General features: G+C 67.8%; 15 protein-coding genes. 6 read left to right on the top strand and 9 right to left on the bottom strand.

What is annotated here, in order from left to right:
- Positions 1 to 33: 33 nt before the first annotated feature.
- The 4 genes from ACIHA7_RS10345 to ACIHA7_RS10330 form a co-directional block, all read right to left on the bottom strand.
- Positions 34 to 765, bottom strand: a complete 732-nt coding sequence (locus ACIHA7_RS10345) for an anti-sigma factor domain-containing protein (protein ID WP_397287783.1) — start codon at positions 763 to 765, stop codon at positions 34 to 36.
- Positions 766 to 814: 49 nt separating this feature from the next.
- Positions 815 to 1,480 (bottom strand): ECF RNA polymerase sigma factor SigK, encoded by a 666-nt coding sequence (sigK, locus tag ACIHA7_RS10340; protein ID WP_397287780.1) that lies wholly within the window; start codon positions 1,478 to 1,480, stop codon positions 815 to 817.
- 114 nt (positions 1,481 to 1,594) lie between these two features.
- On the bottom strand, positions 1,595 to 2,230 hold the full coding sequence (locus ACIHA7_RS10335; RefSeq protein WP_397287778.1) for a fasciclin domain-containing protein: 636 nt from the start codon (positions 2,228 to 2,230) through the stop codon (positions 1,595 to 1,597).
- 108 nt (positions 2,231 to 2,338) lie between these two features.
- Positions 2,339 to 2,533 (bottom strand): hypothetical protein, encoded by a 195-nt coding sequence (locus ACIHA7_RS10330; RefSeq protein WP_397287776.1) that lies wholly within the window; start codon positions 2,531 to 2,533, stop codon positions 2,339 to 2,341.
- Between the two features lie 177 nt (positions 2,534 to 2,710).
- Here ACIHA7_RS10330 and ACIHA7_RS10325 point away from each other — a divergent pair, with 177 nt between their 5' ends.
- Entirely contained in the window at positions 2,711 to 3,514 is an 804-nt protein-coding gene (locus ACIHA7_RS10325; protein WP_397287773.1) for a thioesterase family protein, read from the top strand.
- Between the two features lie 364 nt (positions 3,515 to 3,878).
- On the opposite strand, the gene ACIHA7_RS10320 is transcribed toward ACIHA7_RS10325, so the two are convergent.
- Positions 3,879 to 4,340 carry a hypothetical protein gene (locus ACIHA7_RS10320; protein ID WP_397287771.1) on the bottom strand — a complete coding sequence of 154 codons (462 nt, stop codon included), beginning with the start codon at positions 4,338 to 4,340 and terminating at the stop codon, positions 3,879 to 3,881.
- 551 nt (positions 4,341 to 4,891) lie between these two features.
- Here ACIHA7_RS10320 and ACIHA7_RS10315 point away from each other — a divergent pair.
- The gene (locus tag ACIHA7_RS10315; RefSeq protein WP_397287769.1) at positions 4,892 to 5,359 is read left to right on the top strand and encodes an LOG family protein; all 468 of its coding nucleotides are present in this window, start codon (positions 4,892 to 4,894) and stop codon (positions 5,357 to 5,359) included.
- A gap of 167 nt (positions 5,360 to 5,526) precedes the next feature.
- Here ACIHA7_RS10315 and ACIHA7_RS10310 read toward each other — a convergent pair whose 3' ends face one another.
- From ACIHA7_RS10310 to ACIHA7_RS10295, 4 genes are all read right to left on the bottom strand, one after another.
- Positions 5,527 to 6,912, bottom strand: coding sequence for a DUF4153 domain-containing protein (locus ACIHA7_RS10310; protein ID WP_397287767.1), 1,386 nt, complete (start codon positions 6,910 to 6,912; stop codon positions 5,527 to 5,529).
- Positions 6,913 to 8,121: 1,209 nt separating this feature from the next.
- Positions 8,122 to 9,111 carry an ATP-binding protein gene (locus ACIHA7_RS10305; protein ID WP_397287764.1) on the bottom strand — a complete coding sequence of 330 codons (990 nt, stop codon included), beginning with the start codon at positions 9,109 to 9,111 and terminating at the stop codon, positions 8,122 to 8,124.
- A 634-nt stretch (positions 9,112 to 9,745) separates the two neighbouring features.
- On the bottom strand, positions 9,746 to 10,447 hold the full coding sequence (locus ACIHA7_RS10300; RefSeq protein ID WP_397287762.1) for a response regulator: 702 nt from the start codon (positions 10,445 to 10,447) through the stop codon (positions 9,746 to 9,748).
- Positions 10,448 to 11,282: 835 nt separating this feature from the next.
- Positions 11,283 to 13,304, bottom strand: coding sequence for a heavy metal translocating P-type ATPase (locus tag ACIHA7_RS10295; RefSeq protein ID WP_397287760.1), 2,022 nt, complete (start codon positions 13,302 to 13,304; stop codon positions 11,283 to 11,285).
- Positions 13,305 to 13,997: 693 nt separating this feature from the next.
- Here ACIHA7_RS10295 and ACIHA7_RS10290 point away from each other — a divergent pair.
- The 4 genes from ACIHA7_RS10290 to ACIHA7_RS10275 all read left to right on the top strand — a co-directional run bounded on the left by ACIHA7_RS10290 (position 13,998) and on the right by ACIHA7_RS10275 (position 18,041).
- Entirely contained in the window at positions 13,998 to 14,711 is a 714-nt protein-coding gene (locus tag ACIHA7_RS10290; protein WP_397287758.1) for an endonuclease/exonuclease/phosphatase family protein, read from the top strand.
- A 941-nt stretch (positions 14,712 to 15,652) separates the two neighbouring features.
- On the top strand, positions 15,653 to 16,495 hold the full coding sequence (locus ACIHA7_RS10285) for an alpha/beta fold hydrolase (RefSeq protein ID WP_397287756.1): 843 nt from the start codon (positions 15,653 to 15,655) through the stop codon (positions 16,493 to 16,495).
- A 217-nt stretch (positions 16,496 to 16,712) separates the two neighbouring features.
- Complete coding sequence (locus ACIHA7_RS10280) at positions 16,713 to 17,423, top strand: hypothetical protein (RefSeq protein WP_397287754.1); 711 nt, start codon at positions 16,713 to 16,715, stop codon at positions 17,421 to 17,423.
- A gap of 90 nt (positions 17,424 to 17,513) precedes the next feature.
- On the top strand, positions 17,514 to 18,041 hold the full coding sequence (locus ACIHA7_RS10275) for a hypothetical protein (protein ID WP_397287752.1): 528 nt from the start codon (positions 17,514 to 17,516) through the stop codon (positions 18,039 to 18,041).
- Positions 18,042 to 18,261 lie beyond the last annotated feature (220 nt).

Here is an 18,261-nt window from a genome sequence, read left to right as displayed (position 1 = left end):
AGCTGCGACGCGCGTGGTCGCGCGGCAGCTCGGTCAGGCGAGATTCACGCTCGCGATGATGTCTCCGGTCGGCGTCGGGGAACCCGTCGACGGCTCGACCGTGACGGCCAAGGTGTCGACCGGATCGAAGCGGGTCACCAAAGCGGGACCGGTGGACGGCAACTCGGTGAGCACAGTGGCCGATTGCGCCGTCCCAACCAGCGGCACCAACCAGACCTGGTAGGACCGGCCCGGCGACGGCGCCGATACGGACTCGAAAGTTACTGTGGCAGCAGCAATTCGAGCCGAGGCACGGACCGTGAGGGTGCCGCCGCCCGCGACCGGGACCGACTTCACCGTGACGTCGGGTTGCTCGAGCACCATCTGCGCGGTCAACCCGGGTGAGCCCGGATCGCCGGCTCGGTTCACCAGCACACCCACACCGGCCCCGATGGCCACGACCACCGCGACCGCCGCCGCCAGCCAACGCAGCCGCCGGAACCGTTTGTGGTCGGCAGCGGCTTGCGCTGGTCCGGCCGCTTCATCCAACGCCCGCAGCACAGTGGTTTCCAGCTCCGCCGGCGGCGCCGTCGCATCCAGCACCGTCATGGCCGCCAACGTTTCACGCACCCCGAAAACGATGGCGGCGAAGGCATCCACGGTATCCGGGTCGGCTTCGCGCAGCCGGCGCTCGATACTGCGCCGCTCCAACTCGGCGACCGCGTCCATCGCATACGGGTAGGCCAGGTCGAGCAGGTCGCTGCCACTGCGCCCGTTCTCGCTCATGACCGCACCACGCGGCCGGAAGGACCGCGCCGCGGCTGGATCTGCCTGCTCATGCGGTCTCACCTCCTGTCAGACAATCCTCGAGCCGCTTCAACCCGTCCCGAATCCGGCTCTTGATCGTCGGCAGCGGGACTTCGAGATGGTCGGCGACCTCGTTGTAGGTTCGGCCGCTGTAATAGGCCAGCGCGACGGCTTCGCGCTGGATCGCGGTCAACGTGTCCAAGCAGTCGAGCACCGACTGCTCGTCGAGCAGCTGCCCGACCTCCTCCGCGACGACATCGTGGTCGCGGCCCAGGTTCGCTTGGCCGTAGACGATGTCGCGGGAGACGGCGGACTGCTCGCGGCGCACCCGGTCCACCGCCCGCCGATGGGCCAGCATCATCAGCCAGCCCATCGGACTCGACAGCTTCCGGTCGTACCCCGTCGCCAGCGACCACGCCTGCAGATACACCTCCTGGGTGATCTCCTCGGCCGCGGCGTGACTGCGCAGGATGCGCAGCGCCAAGCCGAAGACGCGGTGGCTGGTCGCGCGGTAGAACTCGGTGAAGGCGTCGCGATCGCCGGTCGCGATCGCGTCGAGCAGCTCGATCAGCCGCCGGGTGCGCGCCGCCTCCTCCGGATCCGCCCCGGCCGGGCACGACGGTGTCACCGGTGGCCCGCCCGCGCCGGTGTTGCGGCGCAGGCGGATCGCGGTGAGCTTCGGTTCATTCGGCATGCTCACCCCCGCATCGATCGACGGCGGGGGCGAACAGGGAATGGATCTGCGGCAGCAACACGTCGAGCTCGACTCCTGAGGGGAGGGACCATTCCGAACCAGTGCGTAGCGAGGCTACGCGGCGGGCGGCATCAGCACGGTGTCGATCATGTATACCGTCGCATTTGCCGTCTTCACGCCGCCGCAGATCACCGAGGCGTCGGCAACCTTGATGTCGTCACCGGTGCGGGTGACGGTCACGTTCGCGCCTTCGACCGTCTTGTGGGTGCCCGCGATCTTGTCCGGCGCGACCTGCCCCGGCACCACGTGATAGGTGAGGATCTTGGTCAACGTGGCCGAGTCCGTCTTCAGCGAATTGACGGTCGCCGGGTCGATTTTGGCGAACGCGGCGTCGACCGGGGCGAACACGGTGAACTGGCCGCCGTTGAGCGTGTCGACCAGATTCACCTGCGGATTGAGCTGACCGGATACCGCGGCGACCAACGTCGTCAGCAGCGGATTGTGTGAGGCGGCGGTGGCGACCGGGTCCTGCGCCATGCCGCTGACCGAACCGGCGCCGGTCGGCACCTGCTGGGCGTAGGTCTTGCAGCCCGCGCCGACCAGATCGCCCGTCGCGGCGGTCGACATGGTCGGCGCGGCGGTGGTCGTGGCGGCCGCGGTGTCGTCGGACTTGTCGCTCGAACAAGCCGAGGCACCCACCACCGCGGTCAGCAGCATCGCCGCCACGACCGAACGTCGCATTGCAGTCATCGTGTATTCGCTTCCGTCGAGACGGCTCGGAGCCGTGCTGGGAGTGGACGGAACGGAATTCGCCTGGGTCCGCGGCCCGGATGGGTCGAATCTCTCCCCAATTTTCAGCTAACGGTCGGCACGCGCGTCCAACACCATCGAACCGTCCTGGACGAGGGTGCTGCGGGCGCGCCGCCGGACCCGGCAGATGTCCACCGAACAGTCCAAATGGATCTGCATCGCTCGGTGGGCCCGCGCGGCCGACATCGGACCCGGATCGATCCCGCACTCGGCGATACCCGCATCCATAGCGATCGACTGCATCCGTTTCTCCTTTCGCCGAGGCGCTCACCGTTCGCCGGGAGCGCACATCCTTGTGTCCTCACCGAGTACTTCGTACTGATGCCAGCAAAGGACTGGCTAGTTTTTCGAGCGAAAGTTGCGGCCGCGAAGATCGAGTGCGCGCTCGCCGATGCTCCGTTCGACAGGCAGGATCGTGGGATGACTACTACGGCGGGTTTCGTATTCGACCGCGATACGACCAGCGAACAGGATGGCGAGCACGAGTTCGGGCTGACGTTGTCGGACCGGTGGACCACCTTCATCGGCACTTCGAATGGAGGGTATCTGCTTGCCAGTTGTTTGCAGGCGCTGCGGCGCGAGTTGCCGCAGCCTGACTTGCTGTCCGCGTCAGCACATTTCCTGCGCCCCGGCAGTCCCGGGCCCGCGCGGATCCGCACCGATATCGCCCGGATCGGGCGGCGCACCGCGACCGGGCAGGCGACACTGCTGCGCGACGACCGCGAAATCCTGCGCGTACTGGCCACTTTCACCGATTTGGCGGCTGCGGAAGGACCGACGCTGGTCCGCGGCGAGCCGCCGGTGTTGCCGCCACCGGAGCAGTGCCTCGATCCCGCCGATAGTTATCCGGGCCAGCCGCCGACGCTGTTCGAGCGAGTCGAGACACGTATGCCGGAGGTGCCGGGGTTCTGGCGTGGCGAACCCGGCGGCACCACCGCCACCGAGTTCTGGATGCGACTCGCCGACGGTCGGGACGCCGATCCGATCGCCCTCGCCTGTTTGGTCGATGCCGCCGCGCCGATCGTGTTCGACCTCGGCGTCTCCGGGTCGGCCACCATCGAACTGACCGTGCATATCCGGAAACGGCCCGCACCCGGTTGGTTGGCGTGCCGGGTGTCCACCAACTATCTGATGGACGGATTCCACGAGGAGGACTTCGAGATCTGGGACAGCACCGGGGTTTTGGTCGCGCAGTCGCGGCAACTCGCGATCGTGTCGACGTAGCACGAACACGCCGTGTGTGAGTGGCATGTGCGGAGTCATGCTCGGCTGTTGCCACAACCATGTGCCACTCTCCGCAAGGCTCGAGGTTCCCGGCTGAACGTCGCCGGCGGATCAGGTCGCACGGCCCACGCCCAGCGAAGGCGGCGAGTCCAGTCACGGCGGTCGAGCCAGCCGGAGCGGTGCACGGGATGCGGGTGGCGCAGCAACCACCACACAGCGGGCCAACGAATTCCCCGACACGTTCACTGCTAGAGCGCCCAGCCAGTAGGGCACACCGACGAGCGGACATACTCACCCAGCCGCCACCAGGCCCCAGTCGCCGCCCAGCCGGACTCGTTGCCGGACGGGAGCGGGACTCGGCCGATCAGGTGGGTGGTGCGATCTTCGCGATGGATACCGGTCCCGCACCGGCCGTGACCGTGACGAATTGGCGGTAGGTGCGGATTGCGGAGTCGGGGCGGATTTCGGTGATGATCACGTCGAACCGGCCGTCGGCCATGGGGGTGACCAGCACGCAGTGCTGGGTGCCCGCGGGGACGGACTTGATGCCCGCGCTGATCACCTCGACCGAGGGGACGGCCGCGTCCGGGGTGGTCACCTTCCGCGCGTCGGCGCCGGATCGGGACACGTAGTAGGCGTATTGGAAGGCCAGGATGACATCGGGTCCCGACGCGGTCGAGCCGGTGCCGTTGCCGCGCACCAGTTGCTCGTTCCTGGTCGGCTGACAGGAAGGCGCGCCGCCGAGCACGGGATCCACGTGGGTCGCGGACTGCCGCGGTGGGCTCGCGGCGGCCGTGTAGACCAGCACGACCGCTACCGCCGCCATCGAACCGGCCACCGCGGCCGAGCCGACCAGCCAAGGTCGGCCTCGCCGCTGCGCATGCCAGCGCTGGGGTCGCGGTGGCGGAATCATGCCCGGCCACAACGGTTCTGCTGCCGTGTGCCGCCCGCGCGGCGCGGCGGCACTCCCCCCGGAAACGTTGGACGACGACATCATTGCGCCGCACCCCCTTTACCGGTGCCTACTCAGCGCCGCCGGACACCCCTCAATGCCGTTGCGCAGTAACAACATTGCACACCTTCGCCCGGCATGCCGGTCGAATGAACTACAGACCGATCTGCCGGTTTCCTTGGCGCGCTTCGCCGGTCGGCACTGGCGCGCTTCGCCGTTCGGCATGGACACAGGACGAACCCACGATTCCCCGTAGCAGCTACCGCGCCACGGCGCGGCTCTGTCGCACTCGACGTCGGGTCAGGGCCGCGCCGACCCGCCCACTCTCCGCGAGCACCTCGATACGCTGCCGCATGAACATGGCGGCGGCAAAGGTCGAGTAACTCCCTCGGCGCTGCCCCGCTCGGACGCGAGGAGGGCGGCGGGTGCGGCAAGTAGCGGTCTGTGGACCGAGGGAATGCAGTGACCTCGAGGCGCAGCGGGCGCGGACGGTCGGGCGGTTGCTGGCCGAGGCCGGGGTGACCGTGCTGTGTGGAGGGGGCGGCGGGGTGATGGCCGCCGTGGCCGAGGGTGCGTCCGGCGCGGGCGGGCTGGTGATCGGGGTGCGGCCGGATACCGAGCGCGCGGCGGTGGGCGCCGGATTGTCGGCGGTGCTGTTCACCGGGATGGGTGAGGCGCGCAACGCGATCCTGGTGGCATCGGCGGACGCGGTGATCATCATCGGCGGATCGTGGGGCACGCTCTCGGAGCTCGCCTTGGCCAGGCATCGTGGCGTCCCGGTGGTCTCCCTCGGCGGTTGGCGGCTCCTCGATGCCGACGGAACCCCTTTGGACGCGACCGTTTCGGCGCACGACCCGGCCGACGCGGTCGCGCTTGCGCTCGGGACGAGTTAGCTTTCACGGGTCGCAAGTACCCGATCGCACGGCGGCCGGACCCATGCCCGCTGCGGGTGCATCGGCGGTGCGGAGAGCATGCTCTCCGCACCGCGCAGGCCGGCTCAGGAACACGGCTGCGAATTGCTGCTCTCCGGCGACGACCGGAGGCGCTGAGTCGCCCGTGGTCAGCGAGCGGCGTCCGAGCGGGATAGGTTCCAGCTCTGCCAGGTGTCCGCATCGAGGTGGGCGCGGACCCGTTCACGCACTTGGGTGCGTACCGGTTCCGGGAGCCGATCGATCGCAGGCAGGATGTCGGTCGACAGTTCGGACAGGTAGCCGGTGTCGAGCGACTTCCCACTCTCCCAGCGGTCGATGTTCTGGTCGGCGATCAGTCGCTCCGGATTCAACACGGCCAGCGCGAGCAAGGTGGCCATGGCGGTGCCGAGCACCGCACGCGGCAACCACATCCGGCGCAGGCTGAATACCGCGGCGAGCACCAGCAGATAGACCAGACCGAGCCACAGCTCGCAGACCTCGACAAGCAACCGGAGCAGGGTGAAGCCGTATGCCTGCTGGTAAGTCCACATGCGGCCGAGCGCGGAGGCGACGATGACCAGCGAGAGCACACTCACCGCGGACAGCAGCACACGCAACCACAGGCGGTCCGCCGCGGATTCCTGTCCGGCCCAGCGCAGCACGACCAAGATCACCGCGAGAGTCAGGATGGTGACCGTCGACAGCTGCCAGAATCCCGTGCGGGCGTACTCGGCGTAGGTGAGACCCGCCGTGCGCTGCACATAGTCGTCACCACCGAACAGCGCCACGAACTGCGCGCCGACGAACACCGCGAACAGGACGGTGAGCGCACTCACCGGCATTGCCCACTCCAGGCGACGCAACGTCCGAACCGGCGCTTCCGATGCCTCCGTCGCGGGCAACGGCGGACCGGCCAGCACATACAGGGCACCGACCGCGGCGAGCCCGACCACCACGAACAGCACGACCTTCTGAACCACCCGATCCGACGCGATCTCCGGAATCAGCGGCTCCAGTAGCTTCGCGAACGTCGCGTCGGCACCACCGAGCAGCGGGATGAACACCGCGAGCAATGCGACGGTCACCACCACCGACAGCACGACCCCCTGCTCCCGCCGCGACTTACTGCCACGCATCCGTTTGGCCCCGGCATACACCCACGGCACACTGCTCAACGACGCGAGCGGCCAAGCGATCACGTCATAGAGGACACCGTGCACCGAACGCCGCCCCACCACCGCCAGCGAGCCTGCTACACACGCTGCCAGTACGCACAGGGTGAACAACCAGCCCGCCGCGCGGAAAGTGCCCACTGCCAGGAGGGCCAGCAGCATTGCGGTCCAGAAGTTTCGAGCGCCGTTCTCGCCGAGTATGCGATGGAAGGCCGACTCTTGCTGGGTGTGCTCTGGTCTCGCCGCATCGAGAGGTTCTGACTTGGCACCGTCGATGCTGGACGCCGCCCGCGAGCTCGAATCGGCCGGCCCGTCGAGCTGGGCGGTATGCGACGCCGTCCCTGCGGATTTCACCTCCCGCATGTTGGCGTCCTCAGCAAGGGTGGAATCCGTTGTGGCCGACGGTGTGAGCCGTGCGTCGCCGGCAGTGGCGGCAGGATCGATACCGGCGGCAGTCGGGGGCGCGGTGGCAGCTGACGAATCCGAGGCGGCATCAGTAGCTTCGGATGGGCCAGCACCGATATCGGCATCAACACCGGTATCGGCATCGGTATCGGCATCGGTATCGGCATCGGAGGTGACATCGGCATCGGAGGAAGCGGCGACCGTAGCAACCGGCGGTGCGACGCGGGCATCGGTGTCATCGGCAGCACCGGCGGCGGCATCTGCGGCCGCAGCGGCAGAAGCAGTACCCGCGACGGCGGAGTCCGTCGGTACGACTCGTGTCTTCGTGGCATCGGTCGCAGCGGCAATACCCGCGACCTCGCCGACGCCCCCAGGGTCGGCAGGACTGGCAGCGCGTGTCGCTGACTTGCCGGGGTGCGACGCGGCTGCATCGGGTTTCGAATCGCTGCCGTCTGCCGGACTACTTGCTCCCGACTCGACGGACTTCCTGAGCTCATCAGGTTGCGACGTCGCCTCGCCCAGACCCTTGTGCACGCCGGGTTCAGAGATCTGGGCAGCTCGAGCGTCAGACCTCTCTGCTCGCGCGCCGAGCGCCGAATCCTCCCCTCCGGGATTCGAAGCAGCGGCGGGCGATGTCGTCTTCTCGCTTCGCGATGGACCGTCGACCGCATCGACTTCCGTTCCGCTTCCGCCATATGCGACCGAGTCCGGCGCGTCAGTGGAGTCCTGCGCCGACTTGCGCGCGTTGCGATCCACCAGGAGCACCGCGCCGACGCCCATCGACCCGGCGAGCAACCAGCCGATTCCTGGGCGGTCCAAGGGAATCAACACCGCGCCGGCGAATCCCGCGAGACAGGCCGCGGGCAGCACGCCGGGTGGGCAGACGACCCTGCGCCATTTCGCAGGCGGTTGCGCTACCTGCCGTATCGGGTACTGGGGGTAGGCGGGAATCGGCGGGCTGGAAGGGGTTGCGGGCTTGGGCTGGTCGGCGGTCAGCAGCGTTCCCAGCGGTGAACCTTGTGCCAGGGTCCGGGGTCGTGCAGCTGCGGACTCGGCCGCTTCCGGCGGTATCGGCGCTGCGGGTTTTTCGGGCATGATTCGCTTTCTGTGGGTGTGCGGGACCACCCCGCGGGCCTGGTCCAGGTCCGGGGTGCGGGTTTGGCTGGGTCAGTGGCCGGGCAAGACCACGCGGATTCGGGAGCCGGGGTCGGCGACGGCGATGGTGCCGCCGTGCAGGTCGACGATCCAGCGGGAGATGGCGAGGCCGAGACCGGTGCCGCCGCCGTCGGTGCGGCCGCCGCGGGTGAACCGGTCGAAAACGCGGGCGCGTTCGGCCGGCGGGATACCGGGGCCGTCGTCGGCGACCTCGATCACCAACTTGCCGGACTGTCTGCGGGCGGTGACGCGCACCTCGCCGCCGGCCGGGCCGTGCCGGGCGGCGTTGTCGAGCAGGTTGAGGAGCACTTGATGCAAACGTGCGCGGTCGGCGAACACGCGCACGGTGCTGGGTTGCACGTCGGTCGTGAAACGGACGCCACGGCCGAGTGCCGCTGCGGCGACGTCCGCCTCGGCGACGACCTCGGCCAACAGCGGTGCGATGTCGAGGCTTTCGCGGTCGAGGGGGAAGGCGCCCGCCTCGATGCTCGACAGGTCGAGCAGTTCGGAGACCAGCAGACTCAGCCGCTCGGTCTGCGCGAGCGCGGTGCGCAACGTTTTCGGGTCCGGCTCGGAGACGCCGTCGACGAGGTTCTCCAGCACCGCGTTGAGCGCGGTGATCGGTGTGCGGAGTTCGTGGGAGACGTTCGCGATGAGGTCGCGGCGCTGCTGGTCGGCGGCGGCGAGGTCGGCGGCCATTTGATTGAACGCTTCGGCCAGTTGCCCGACCTCGTCGCGGGAGGTAGCCCGCACCCGGCGTGTGTAGTCGCCGTGTGCCATCCGCTTCGCCGCGGCCGTCATATCGCGCAGTGGTCTGGTGATGCCGTGGGCGAGGAACTGCGAGGCGACCAGTGCGATCGCCACCGCGGCGAGTGTCGTCTTCGGCGGCAGCCAGCCGACCTTGAATCGGAAGAACGCGAAGGCGATGCCACCGGCGCACAGCATCAGGATCGCCAGCTTCAACTTGATCGAGCGCACCCGATCCAACGGTCGCGGCAGCACGTCGGCGACCTTGTCCGAGATCGCGCGCAGTCGGTCCGCGAGTGTACGAGGCTGGACGGGGCCGATGTCACGTCCGCGATTCGAACCACTTGCGAATGGGTGGTCGTCACCTAGTGCGCCGCGCCCGCAGCCTCTCCGTCCAACACCTGCCGTGTGAACGTCGGCCGTTCCGTCGGGCTCCAACGAACTTTCGTCCGATGCTGTGCTCAGCGCCGCGCCCAGGTGTTGCGCAGAGACCTTCGCCGGGGACGAGGGTTCGTTCTGCCGGTCGGCCTGCTCGTGCGCGGTGTGGGTGTCGCTCTGTGGAGCGAGGTCGCTCGGTGCGAGCCCTTCGTCGGGTACCGCCGGGTTCGTACTCATCGTGCCTCCAGCGCTGTGCGGGAGCACTGGCATTTCATCGGTTCAAGAGCTCGGGTTCTCCCCATTGCACCTCGCGTCGTTCGCTGGCTCATGCACACCTCTTGGTATCTCGCGTGCGGGGCCGTAAGCGTTTCGGTGCGTGGGCGCTCGAGGTGTGCGCGCCTGCGCGGTTGGCCGACCGATGCGCGCAGAAGGGCAGGCGACGCCAGGGATGTACCAGCACTCGACGCACGTGCGACGGTCTGTGGCACTCCGGGCGTTGCGCAGCGGCGCATCATCGCGCTTCCAGTGCATACCCCACGCCGTGCACGGTGCGGATCAAATCGGCACCGAGTTTGCGGCGCAAGGCTTTGACGTGGCTGTCGACGGCTCGAGTGCCTGCGGCGTCGGCCCAGTCCCAGACTTCCTCGAGGAGGCGTTCGCGGGCCAGGACCACGCGGGGGCGGCGGGCCAGGCGGGCGAGTAGGTCGAATTCGAGTGGGGTGAGCTGGGCTTCGACGTCGGCGCGCCAGACTCGGCGCTGGTCGACGTCGATGCGCAGGTCGCCGACGACGATGGTGTCGGCGTCCCGGTCGGCGGCGCGGTCCATGCGGCGCAGCAGTGCGTGCACGCGGGCGGTGAGCACACGCAGCGAAAATGGTTTGGTCAGATAGTCATCCGCGCCGACGCCGAGGCCGACGAGTTGGTCGGTTTCGTCGGTGCGTGCCGTCAACATCAGCACCGGCACCGGGCGTTCCGCTTGGATCCGTCGGCACACCTCGAGCCCGTCGAAACCCGGCAGCATCACATCCAGCACCACCAGATCGGGTGCGAGTGCGGCCGCAGCGGCCACGGCGGCGGGCCCGTCGTGCGCCAAATCCACCGTGAACCCTTCGGCCCGCAGCCGCGCCGCAACCGACTCCGCGATGGTCACTTCGTCGTCGACCACCAGAATCCGCCGCGCCACCTGTCCCCCGGCCGCTCCGCTCTGTTCCATGCTCGGAACCCTAGCCACCCCCTGTGGAGAGGTCCGGCACCAAATGTGGAGATTCCGTGTCGACGCCACCTCACCAGTAGCTTGACGAGCCATAGTCGCGCTGGGCGGAGAGTTCGGCCACGCCGGGGTAACCCTCGCGTCGCCGAACTCTCCGCCGCGGCTCTCGCGCGGACGGCGCTCTCTTTACCGCACGCACAGACCGATCGGAGCGTATTTTCCACCCTCACCGTATCTGTCGGCAGGCCCGGGCCAACAATTCACTGACTGCCAATTCTTTTGGAAGCCAGGTGTCGAGGTTGATTCCGCCCAGCGTTGTGGTGAGCCGCCACATCCGACAGTCAATTTATATTTTTTGCCCTGGGTATTGAAATTCCAACCCTGCCTGCTTCCTTTCCCTGACCGCTTTGCCCAGCCGCTCTTTCCACCCTGGACTTCCACCCACACCCCGACGACGTTGGCGCCGTCGACGCACGTCGCACTGCCGGAGTTCGCCGCGTTCGCCGCACTCGGTGTCGCAAGCGCGAGCCCTACTCCGATCGCTACAGCTGCTGACACTGTGTATCTTGCCCTACCCACGGTCGCCTTTCGATTGACGTACAAGCGTCAAACAGACGGTATTCGGCACTTATCTCGCCGACAATCCGATGTTTGAACGACACCGTGAGCCCGAAACTTCGGCACAGGCAAACGAACACTTAATTTCCGGCCCGACGACCAAACCCCATACGGCCCCGGCCCGGCGCCGGAAGATCGCGGCAAGCCCGCCTGCCCCTTCGGACGCGGCCCATCTCCCGTTCGGCCGCCGAGCGGTCCGACGAGAGCACGGCGTAGCGGGTTACGTGGTGGGGCGGGGCTCGTGGGCGATGCCTTGGTGTTCGGCGCCGCGGGCGAAGCGCAGGAGGCGCAGGGCGTTGGCGACGACGAGGAGGGTGGAGCCTTCGTGGATGAAGACCGCCGGGCCGATGGGGAGCCCGAGCAGGGTGGCGGGGACGAGGGCGAGGACTATCAGGAGGGAGAAGGTCAGGTTTTGCCGGATGATGCGGGCGGTGCGGCGGCTCAGGGCTACGGCGAAGGGCAGGCGGCCGATGTCGTCGACCATCAGCGCGATGTCGGCGGTCTCCAGTGCGACGGCGGAACCGCTTGCGCCCATGGCGATGCCGACGGAGGCGTTGACCATGGCGGGGGCGTCGTTGATACCGTCACCGACCATGGCGGTGCCGTTGCGGCCGCCGAGCTTGCCGATCATGGCGACCTTGTCTTCGGGCAGCAGTCCGCCGTGTGCGGCGTCGAGGCCCATATTCGCGGCGACGGCGTCGGCGACGCGCTGGTTGTCGCCGGAGATGAGGACGATGTCATCGATGCCGAGTTCGCGTAGTCGAGCGACCACCGGTGCCGCCTCGGCGCGCGGGATGTCCATCACGCCTACAACACCCAGGTACACACCCGCGTGCCGGACGATCATCGTGGTGCGTCCGCGCTCGTGTAGCTCGTCGACGGCCCGGACGATTCCGCTGGGCACGCCCTCGGGGTCCAGTTCGAAGAACATGGTGCGGTTGCCGACCTCGGTGGTGTGGCCGTCGACGAGGGCGGTGATGCCGCGACCGGTCACCGAATTCACCGACGTCGCGGTCCGTTCGGTGCCCGCGGGCAGCAGCGGCGCGAGATCCCGGGTGATGGCGCCGGCGAGCGGATGGTCGCTGTAGGACTCGACCGCGAACAGTGTGCTGATCAGTTCGTCGCGCAGTTCCGGACGGGCCGGGACGATATCGGTGACCTTCGGCTGTCCCCAGGTAAGTGTGCCGGTCTTGTCGAACGCCATCGACCGCACCCGGCCGAGGGTCTCCAGGGGACCACCGCCCTTGGCGAGGACACCGGCTTGCGCGGCGCGGGCGATTCCGGCCAGTACCGCGCTCGGGGTCGCGATCGCCAGCGCACAGGGACTGGCGGCCACCAGAACCACCATGGCGCGATAGAAGCTGTCGGCGAACGGCTCGGCCACGGCGAACACACCGAAGGCAAGCACGCCGAGCACTCCGGCGAGTACAACGGGCACGTAGAACAGCTGGAATCGGTCGATGAACCGCTGCGTCGGCGATTTTTGGGTGTCGGCCTCACGCACCATCGTGATAACCCTGGCGAGCATGCTGTCCCCGGCGCGACTGGTCACGAGGACGTCCATCGCCCCGGCGCCGTTCATCGTGCCTGCGAACACCCGATGCGATTCCGGTACGGGAGTACCGCTCGCCAGTACCGCCGCGGCGTCGGCGATCGGTGCCTTCTCCACCGGGATACTCTCACCGGTCACCGACGACTCATCGACACTACTCACGCCGTCGACCACCACGCCATCCGCGGCGAGCCGCGAATCCGGCAGCACGACAACCACATCGCCGATCGCGAGGTCGTGCACGTCGACCTCACGCACCACGCCGTCGCGACCACGCACGAGCGCAGTCGCCGGGGCGAGTTCGGCGAGTGCTTCGATCGAACGCTGCGCGCGGCCCATCGCGTACTCCTCGAGCGCGTGCCCGAGGCTGAACAGGAACAGCAGTACCGAGCCTTCTGCCCACTTGCCGACCATGGCCGCACCTACCGCGGCGACCAGCATCAGGAAGTCGACCTCGAATCGACCGCGGCGCACGGTGGATATCGCGGTGCGGATGGTGAAGTAGCCGCCGAAGAAGTAGGTCGCCGCGAACAACGCGATCGCCACCCACTCCGGCGCGGACACCAGATACTTCGCCGTCATCCCGCCCGCGTACGTCGCGCCGGAGGCGATCGCGAAGATCAGTTCCGACCGCTCCCCCAACAGCGCGGCACCATGGCCGTGTTCGCCTGCCCGTCCCTCTGTGCTCATGCGTCCATCATATGCATAGATAGCTATGTATGCATAGTTCTGATTGGCTTTGATGCTTACACGGGTGTCACAGCGACACCAGCCCGCTGCCCTACCGCGCCGACTGCCGTGCCCATGTCGGCTTCGCGGCGTCGGTTTGCGCGCGGCGGCCGGCGCAACCCGAACGTCTCGATGGTGCGGGCATCATCGGCGGTCGTCGTGAGGATGTCCGCCCGCGCTGCCGTGGCAGCACCCTCGGCCGATCAGACGCCCCCGGCCGCTGCGCCCCCGCTGCGCCACTTCGCCACTGCCCCGGCGGCGATGCCACCACTGCCAGGATCAGCACTCCCCGGCGCATTCGGGTAGAGCTGCGCGCACCGCGCCGGGCGCTGTAGAACTGCGCGCACCCGTGCCGGGCACTACTGCGATGCCGAGCCGTGCCCGCGCGTCCCGAGAAGATCCTGCCCCTTGCGAAGTGACTTCGTCGGCATACGTCGGGATGTGGCACGGCCCCCGCCGCGGATTGGCAGCCTCGACGTGAATGGCAGCCTTTACGCTCGTGGCAGTACATCCCCGAAAGCGACGACACCTCAACGCCTCCCCCTGACCAACAGCGTCCCGACCCAGCACTCCCTCGATGCGCACCAGGCATCACTGCGACGGATGCCGCTCCGCCAGACAGCGTTCGAACGCCGTCCCTTAGCATCGCGACCTGTGATCACCGTTGCCACGTGGAACGTTCTCCACCGCATCCACGCCGAGAATTGGTACGAGGACGTCTCCACCCGGTGGCCGGACGAGGCGGCGCGCATCGACGCGGTCACCGCGCACGTGGCGGCGCGGACCGAGCAGGTCATCGCCTTGCAGGAGGTGAGCGGCGACCAATTGATCAGTCTGCGAGCCGCATTGCCCGGCCGGACTGTCCACGCCATGCAATATCCCCGGGTGCCCACCGCGCGCCGGCACGCCAGTGCGCTGCGCGATCCGAGTGAGCACCTGGTGCTCATCGTCGAGGGACCGAGCCGGGAGATCGCCGCCGAGTCCTTCGCCGATGACGGCGGCAAAGGACTGCTCGCGGTCAGCGCGGGTGGAGCGGTTGTCATCGCGACACACGTCAGCGGCGACCGGCGACGGGTGAAGCAGCTCGCTCGACTGGCCGAAGCGGCCTCCGCTACACCGGAATACGCGGCCGTGCTGCTCGGCGATTTCAATGTCGACCGGGAAACTGTCGCATCGAGCCTAGGTGAGGGGTTCACACTCGCCGATCCACCGTCGGACGCCCTTCCGACTCGGCCACGTACTTCAGGGGCGAAATCGCAGTTCATCGATCATGTTGTCGTGCGTGACGCGACTGTGCGGGAGGTGGTGGTGGAGGACTCGGGCGGCCTGTCCGACCACAACCTCGTGCGCGCGGCAATCGCGTTGTGACATAGGGGTATTCATCAGTCGCAGGTCGGCACACCGGAGCTGGTGCGCCAACCCCGTGATTCTGGCGTCTGCTGCCCGTCGCGACCCGCGATTAAGGTTCTGCGCGTTGCCGATTCGGCATCCAGCGACGGGAGGAGACACAGTGACGCGAATCCGCGCGGCGCGGTCTTGCTCTCCGCGCCGCTCCGGCGGTCGGATCGGGAGACCAGGAGAAGCAATGTCCCGCACCGGACTCGTGCGCTTACCGGCCCAGAAGCGCTCAGCGGCACTGTTATCAGCTCTCCTGGCGACGATCCTCGCACTCGCCGGATGTTCGTCCGGTGACCTACCAGCCGCCACAAGAACACCTCTGCCGAGTGCCACGACCACACCGGCGCCGTCCAACGGGCCGTCCACATCCACTCGATCAGCTCCGTCACCTGGACAAATAGCACCACCGCAGGCCGCAGCCGTATCCCAGGGACCGCCCAGCACCTATGTCGAATGCACCGACCACATCGACTACACGGGCGACCCCCGCGCGAACGCCGACATCAACACCATCGGCCGGCACACCGGCACCTGCCCCGCACCGCAGCCCGCTGCCGACAAATACGTCGAGTGCACCGACCGCATCGACTACTCCGGCGACCCCCGCGCCAATGCCGACATCAACACCATCGGCCGACAAACCGGTGCCTGCCCCGAACCGCACCGTCCCACCCCGACCGTCACGACGTCGGAAGCACCGACCGTCACCACGTCGAGCGCACCAACCCTGACGACCTCGAATGCCCCCGCGACCACCACATCGACAGCACCGGCAACCTCCACCCTTACCCCACCGACATCGTGAGCACCGGAGTCCGTCCGCCATGCCAACATTCGCTGCCAGAACGGGCGACGACGGCAGTTGGCGCGATTCCGCTGCCACCGATGTCCGTCGGACCGAGAATGCTCCTATGGTCGAGATCAGCCGCGGGGTAGCCACCGTCAACGGCATTCACATGCACTACCGCCGGGCCGGGTCGGGCCCCGCGCTGGTGTTGCTCCACGGCTGGCCGCAGACCGGTTACTGCTGGCGCAAAGTGCTGCCCGCGCTGGCCGAGCGCCACACCGTCATCGCCCCCGACCTGCGCGGTTACGGGTACACCGACAAACCGACCACCGGCTACGACAAACGCAGCATGGCCGCCGACGTGGCCGCGACGATCGAATCGCTCGGCTTCACCTCGGCCGCCGTCGTCGGGCACGACCGCGGCGCGCGGGTGGCGCACCGCTGGGCGCTGGACCGGCCGGACCAGGTCAGCAAGCTCGTCGTGCTCGACATCATTCCCACCAGGGAGACCTGGCGCAGGATGGACGCCGCGCTCGGTCGCCGATACTTCCACTGGCTGTTCCACCTGCAGCCGGACCTGCCGGAACGCCTTGTCGGCCATGACATTCCCGGCTACCTGCGCTACTTCTTCGAGACCTGGACGGTCAACCGGCACGGTCTGCCCGGCGAAGCTATCGATGAATACATCCGCGCCTTCAGCACGCCAGGCGCATTGCGGGCAGGCTTCGACGATTACCGCGCCGCCGAACTCGACAACGAACACGACAACACCGATGCGGGACACCTGCTCACCATGCCGGTGCTCGCCCTGTGGGGCGCGGCCAGCTTCCTCGAAGAGATTCCAGCCCTGGAGATTTGGCGCGACTATGCCGAAGACGTGCGGGGCGCGGCTATCCCCGAGTGCGGGCATTTCATCGCCGAGGAGCGGCCCGAGGCGTTGCTGGCGCACCTGGACGAATTCCTCTGAGACGCTGCGTTCGGTCAACGCAACTTTCGAACGCTGGGCAATCGGCTGTCCAGCGGGCTTCGGGCAGCTGAAGCACTCCCGTGGTTGCGCTTCGCCCAAGATCTGATCACGGAACGATTATCCCGCCGCGTAGAGACCGTCCAGTCTGAAAGGATCGAACCGACTCCACCGATTACCCGCACGTGACCTGGTACATCCCCGGAATGAAGGGTGCGTAATGGTCGCTCCAGGACGGTTCGGGATTCACCTGGCTCTCTTCGCTGTCGCGATGACCTGCGCCGTCATCGGCGTACCCGGCGTCGCCGCGGCTGTCCCTGCGGCATCCCTCGGCGGCGGGTCAGGGATCCTGCTCGGTCGCGCGGCGTGCACGCTGACCACCATCGGCTACGACAGCACCGACCGCCTGGTGGGGCTGACCGCGGGACACTGCGCGGAGATCGGGATGTCGGTGCGGGCCGAGCGGATGCCCGACGCGGGAATCGTCGGCACCGTCGCGGCAGTCGATCACCAGGACGACTACGCGGTGCTCGAGTTCGATCGAACGAAGGTGGTGCCGGTCCGGCAGGTGGCCGCGACCGTGATCGGCGGCATCGGCGCGCCACCGCAGCAGGGCGATGTGGTGTGCAAGAACGGGCGGACCTCCGGATACAACTGCGGCATCGTGTGGGACACGCACCGATGGTGGTTCCAGAACCAATCCTGTTCCCAGCCCGGGGATTCCGGCGGGCCGGTCACCATCGGCGATCGGCTGGTCGGCATGAACGTGGGACACATGGGCGTGCAACTGGCCGGCGTCACCGTATTCGACATGGTGTGCAATCCACCTGCGGTGCCGTTCCACGATCCGGCCGTGGCGACTCAGATCGGCATGGTGCTCGCGGATATCGATCAGGCAGGCGGCGTCGGGTCGGGATTCCGGCCGCTCTGAACGGCCGAGACAATTGGCAGCTGCCACCGAATCACCGAGTTGGCACAAACCGGTGCGATCCGGTCCTACGACCGGAAGTAGTATGGCGCGGTGCGAACACCGGCGGAGGCAACAGCGCGATTGCGTGGTGCGTTCGTCGGATCCGCGTCCGGTGCGGTGAGCATCGCGGCGCACGCCCTCGGTGGTGGTGTCGTCGCGCCAGGGCAGTCTTCGATCGCTCTGCTGATCGCGGCGTGCACGGTGGTCGGCGTCGCAGTCGGGGCACGGCCGACTCGGCACGGCCTGATCGAAGTGATGGCGCTGTTGACGATCGGGCAGGCGGTCGGGCACGTTGCCCTGACGATGTCACCCGGGCACCACCACGGGGCCGGGACGACGGCGATCATGGGTGCGGCGCATCTGCTCGCTGTTCCGGTGGGAGCGCTGCTCATTCGCGGTGCCGAAATCGCGGTCGCGCGAGGGATATCCGCCGCGAACCGCACTGCTCACGCGCTCAGCACCCGCCCGGCTGCACCTTTCGCGGTCGCATACACCGTCCCCGTCGGGCCGCTTGTCCCGGCTCGACGATTGTTGTTCAGCTCTGGGTTCGGGCTGCGCGGGCCACCGCTGAGCCGCTGAGCCCAATCGCCGCTCGCCTGCGAGTGACAGTTCAGCCTGCTTTGCCGCATGCCGCTTCCGCTGTGATCCGTCGCGGCGGTGACCGAATGCCCGGCGAGATCGGCGCCTCCGGTCATCGATCGATTCGATCAGCGTGTAGCCGACACTCCGATATTCATACTCGGCGTGTGGCGCTGCCACCCTGGCGGTGATAGCTCTCCGTCGAGAGCTGCCGCACGGC

Origin of the sequence: Nocardia sp. NPDC052316, assembly GCF_044547795.1 — a bacterium.
Taxonomy (GTDB): Bacteria; Actinomycetota; Actinomycetes; order Mycobacteriales; family Mycobacteriaceae; genus Nocardia.
Note: the sequence above shows the minus strand (reverse complement) of the source record. Positions and strands in the feature narration are given on the sequence as shown.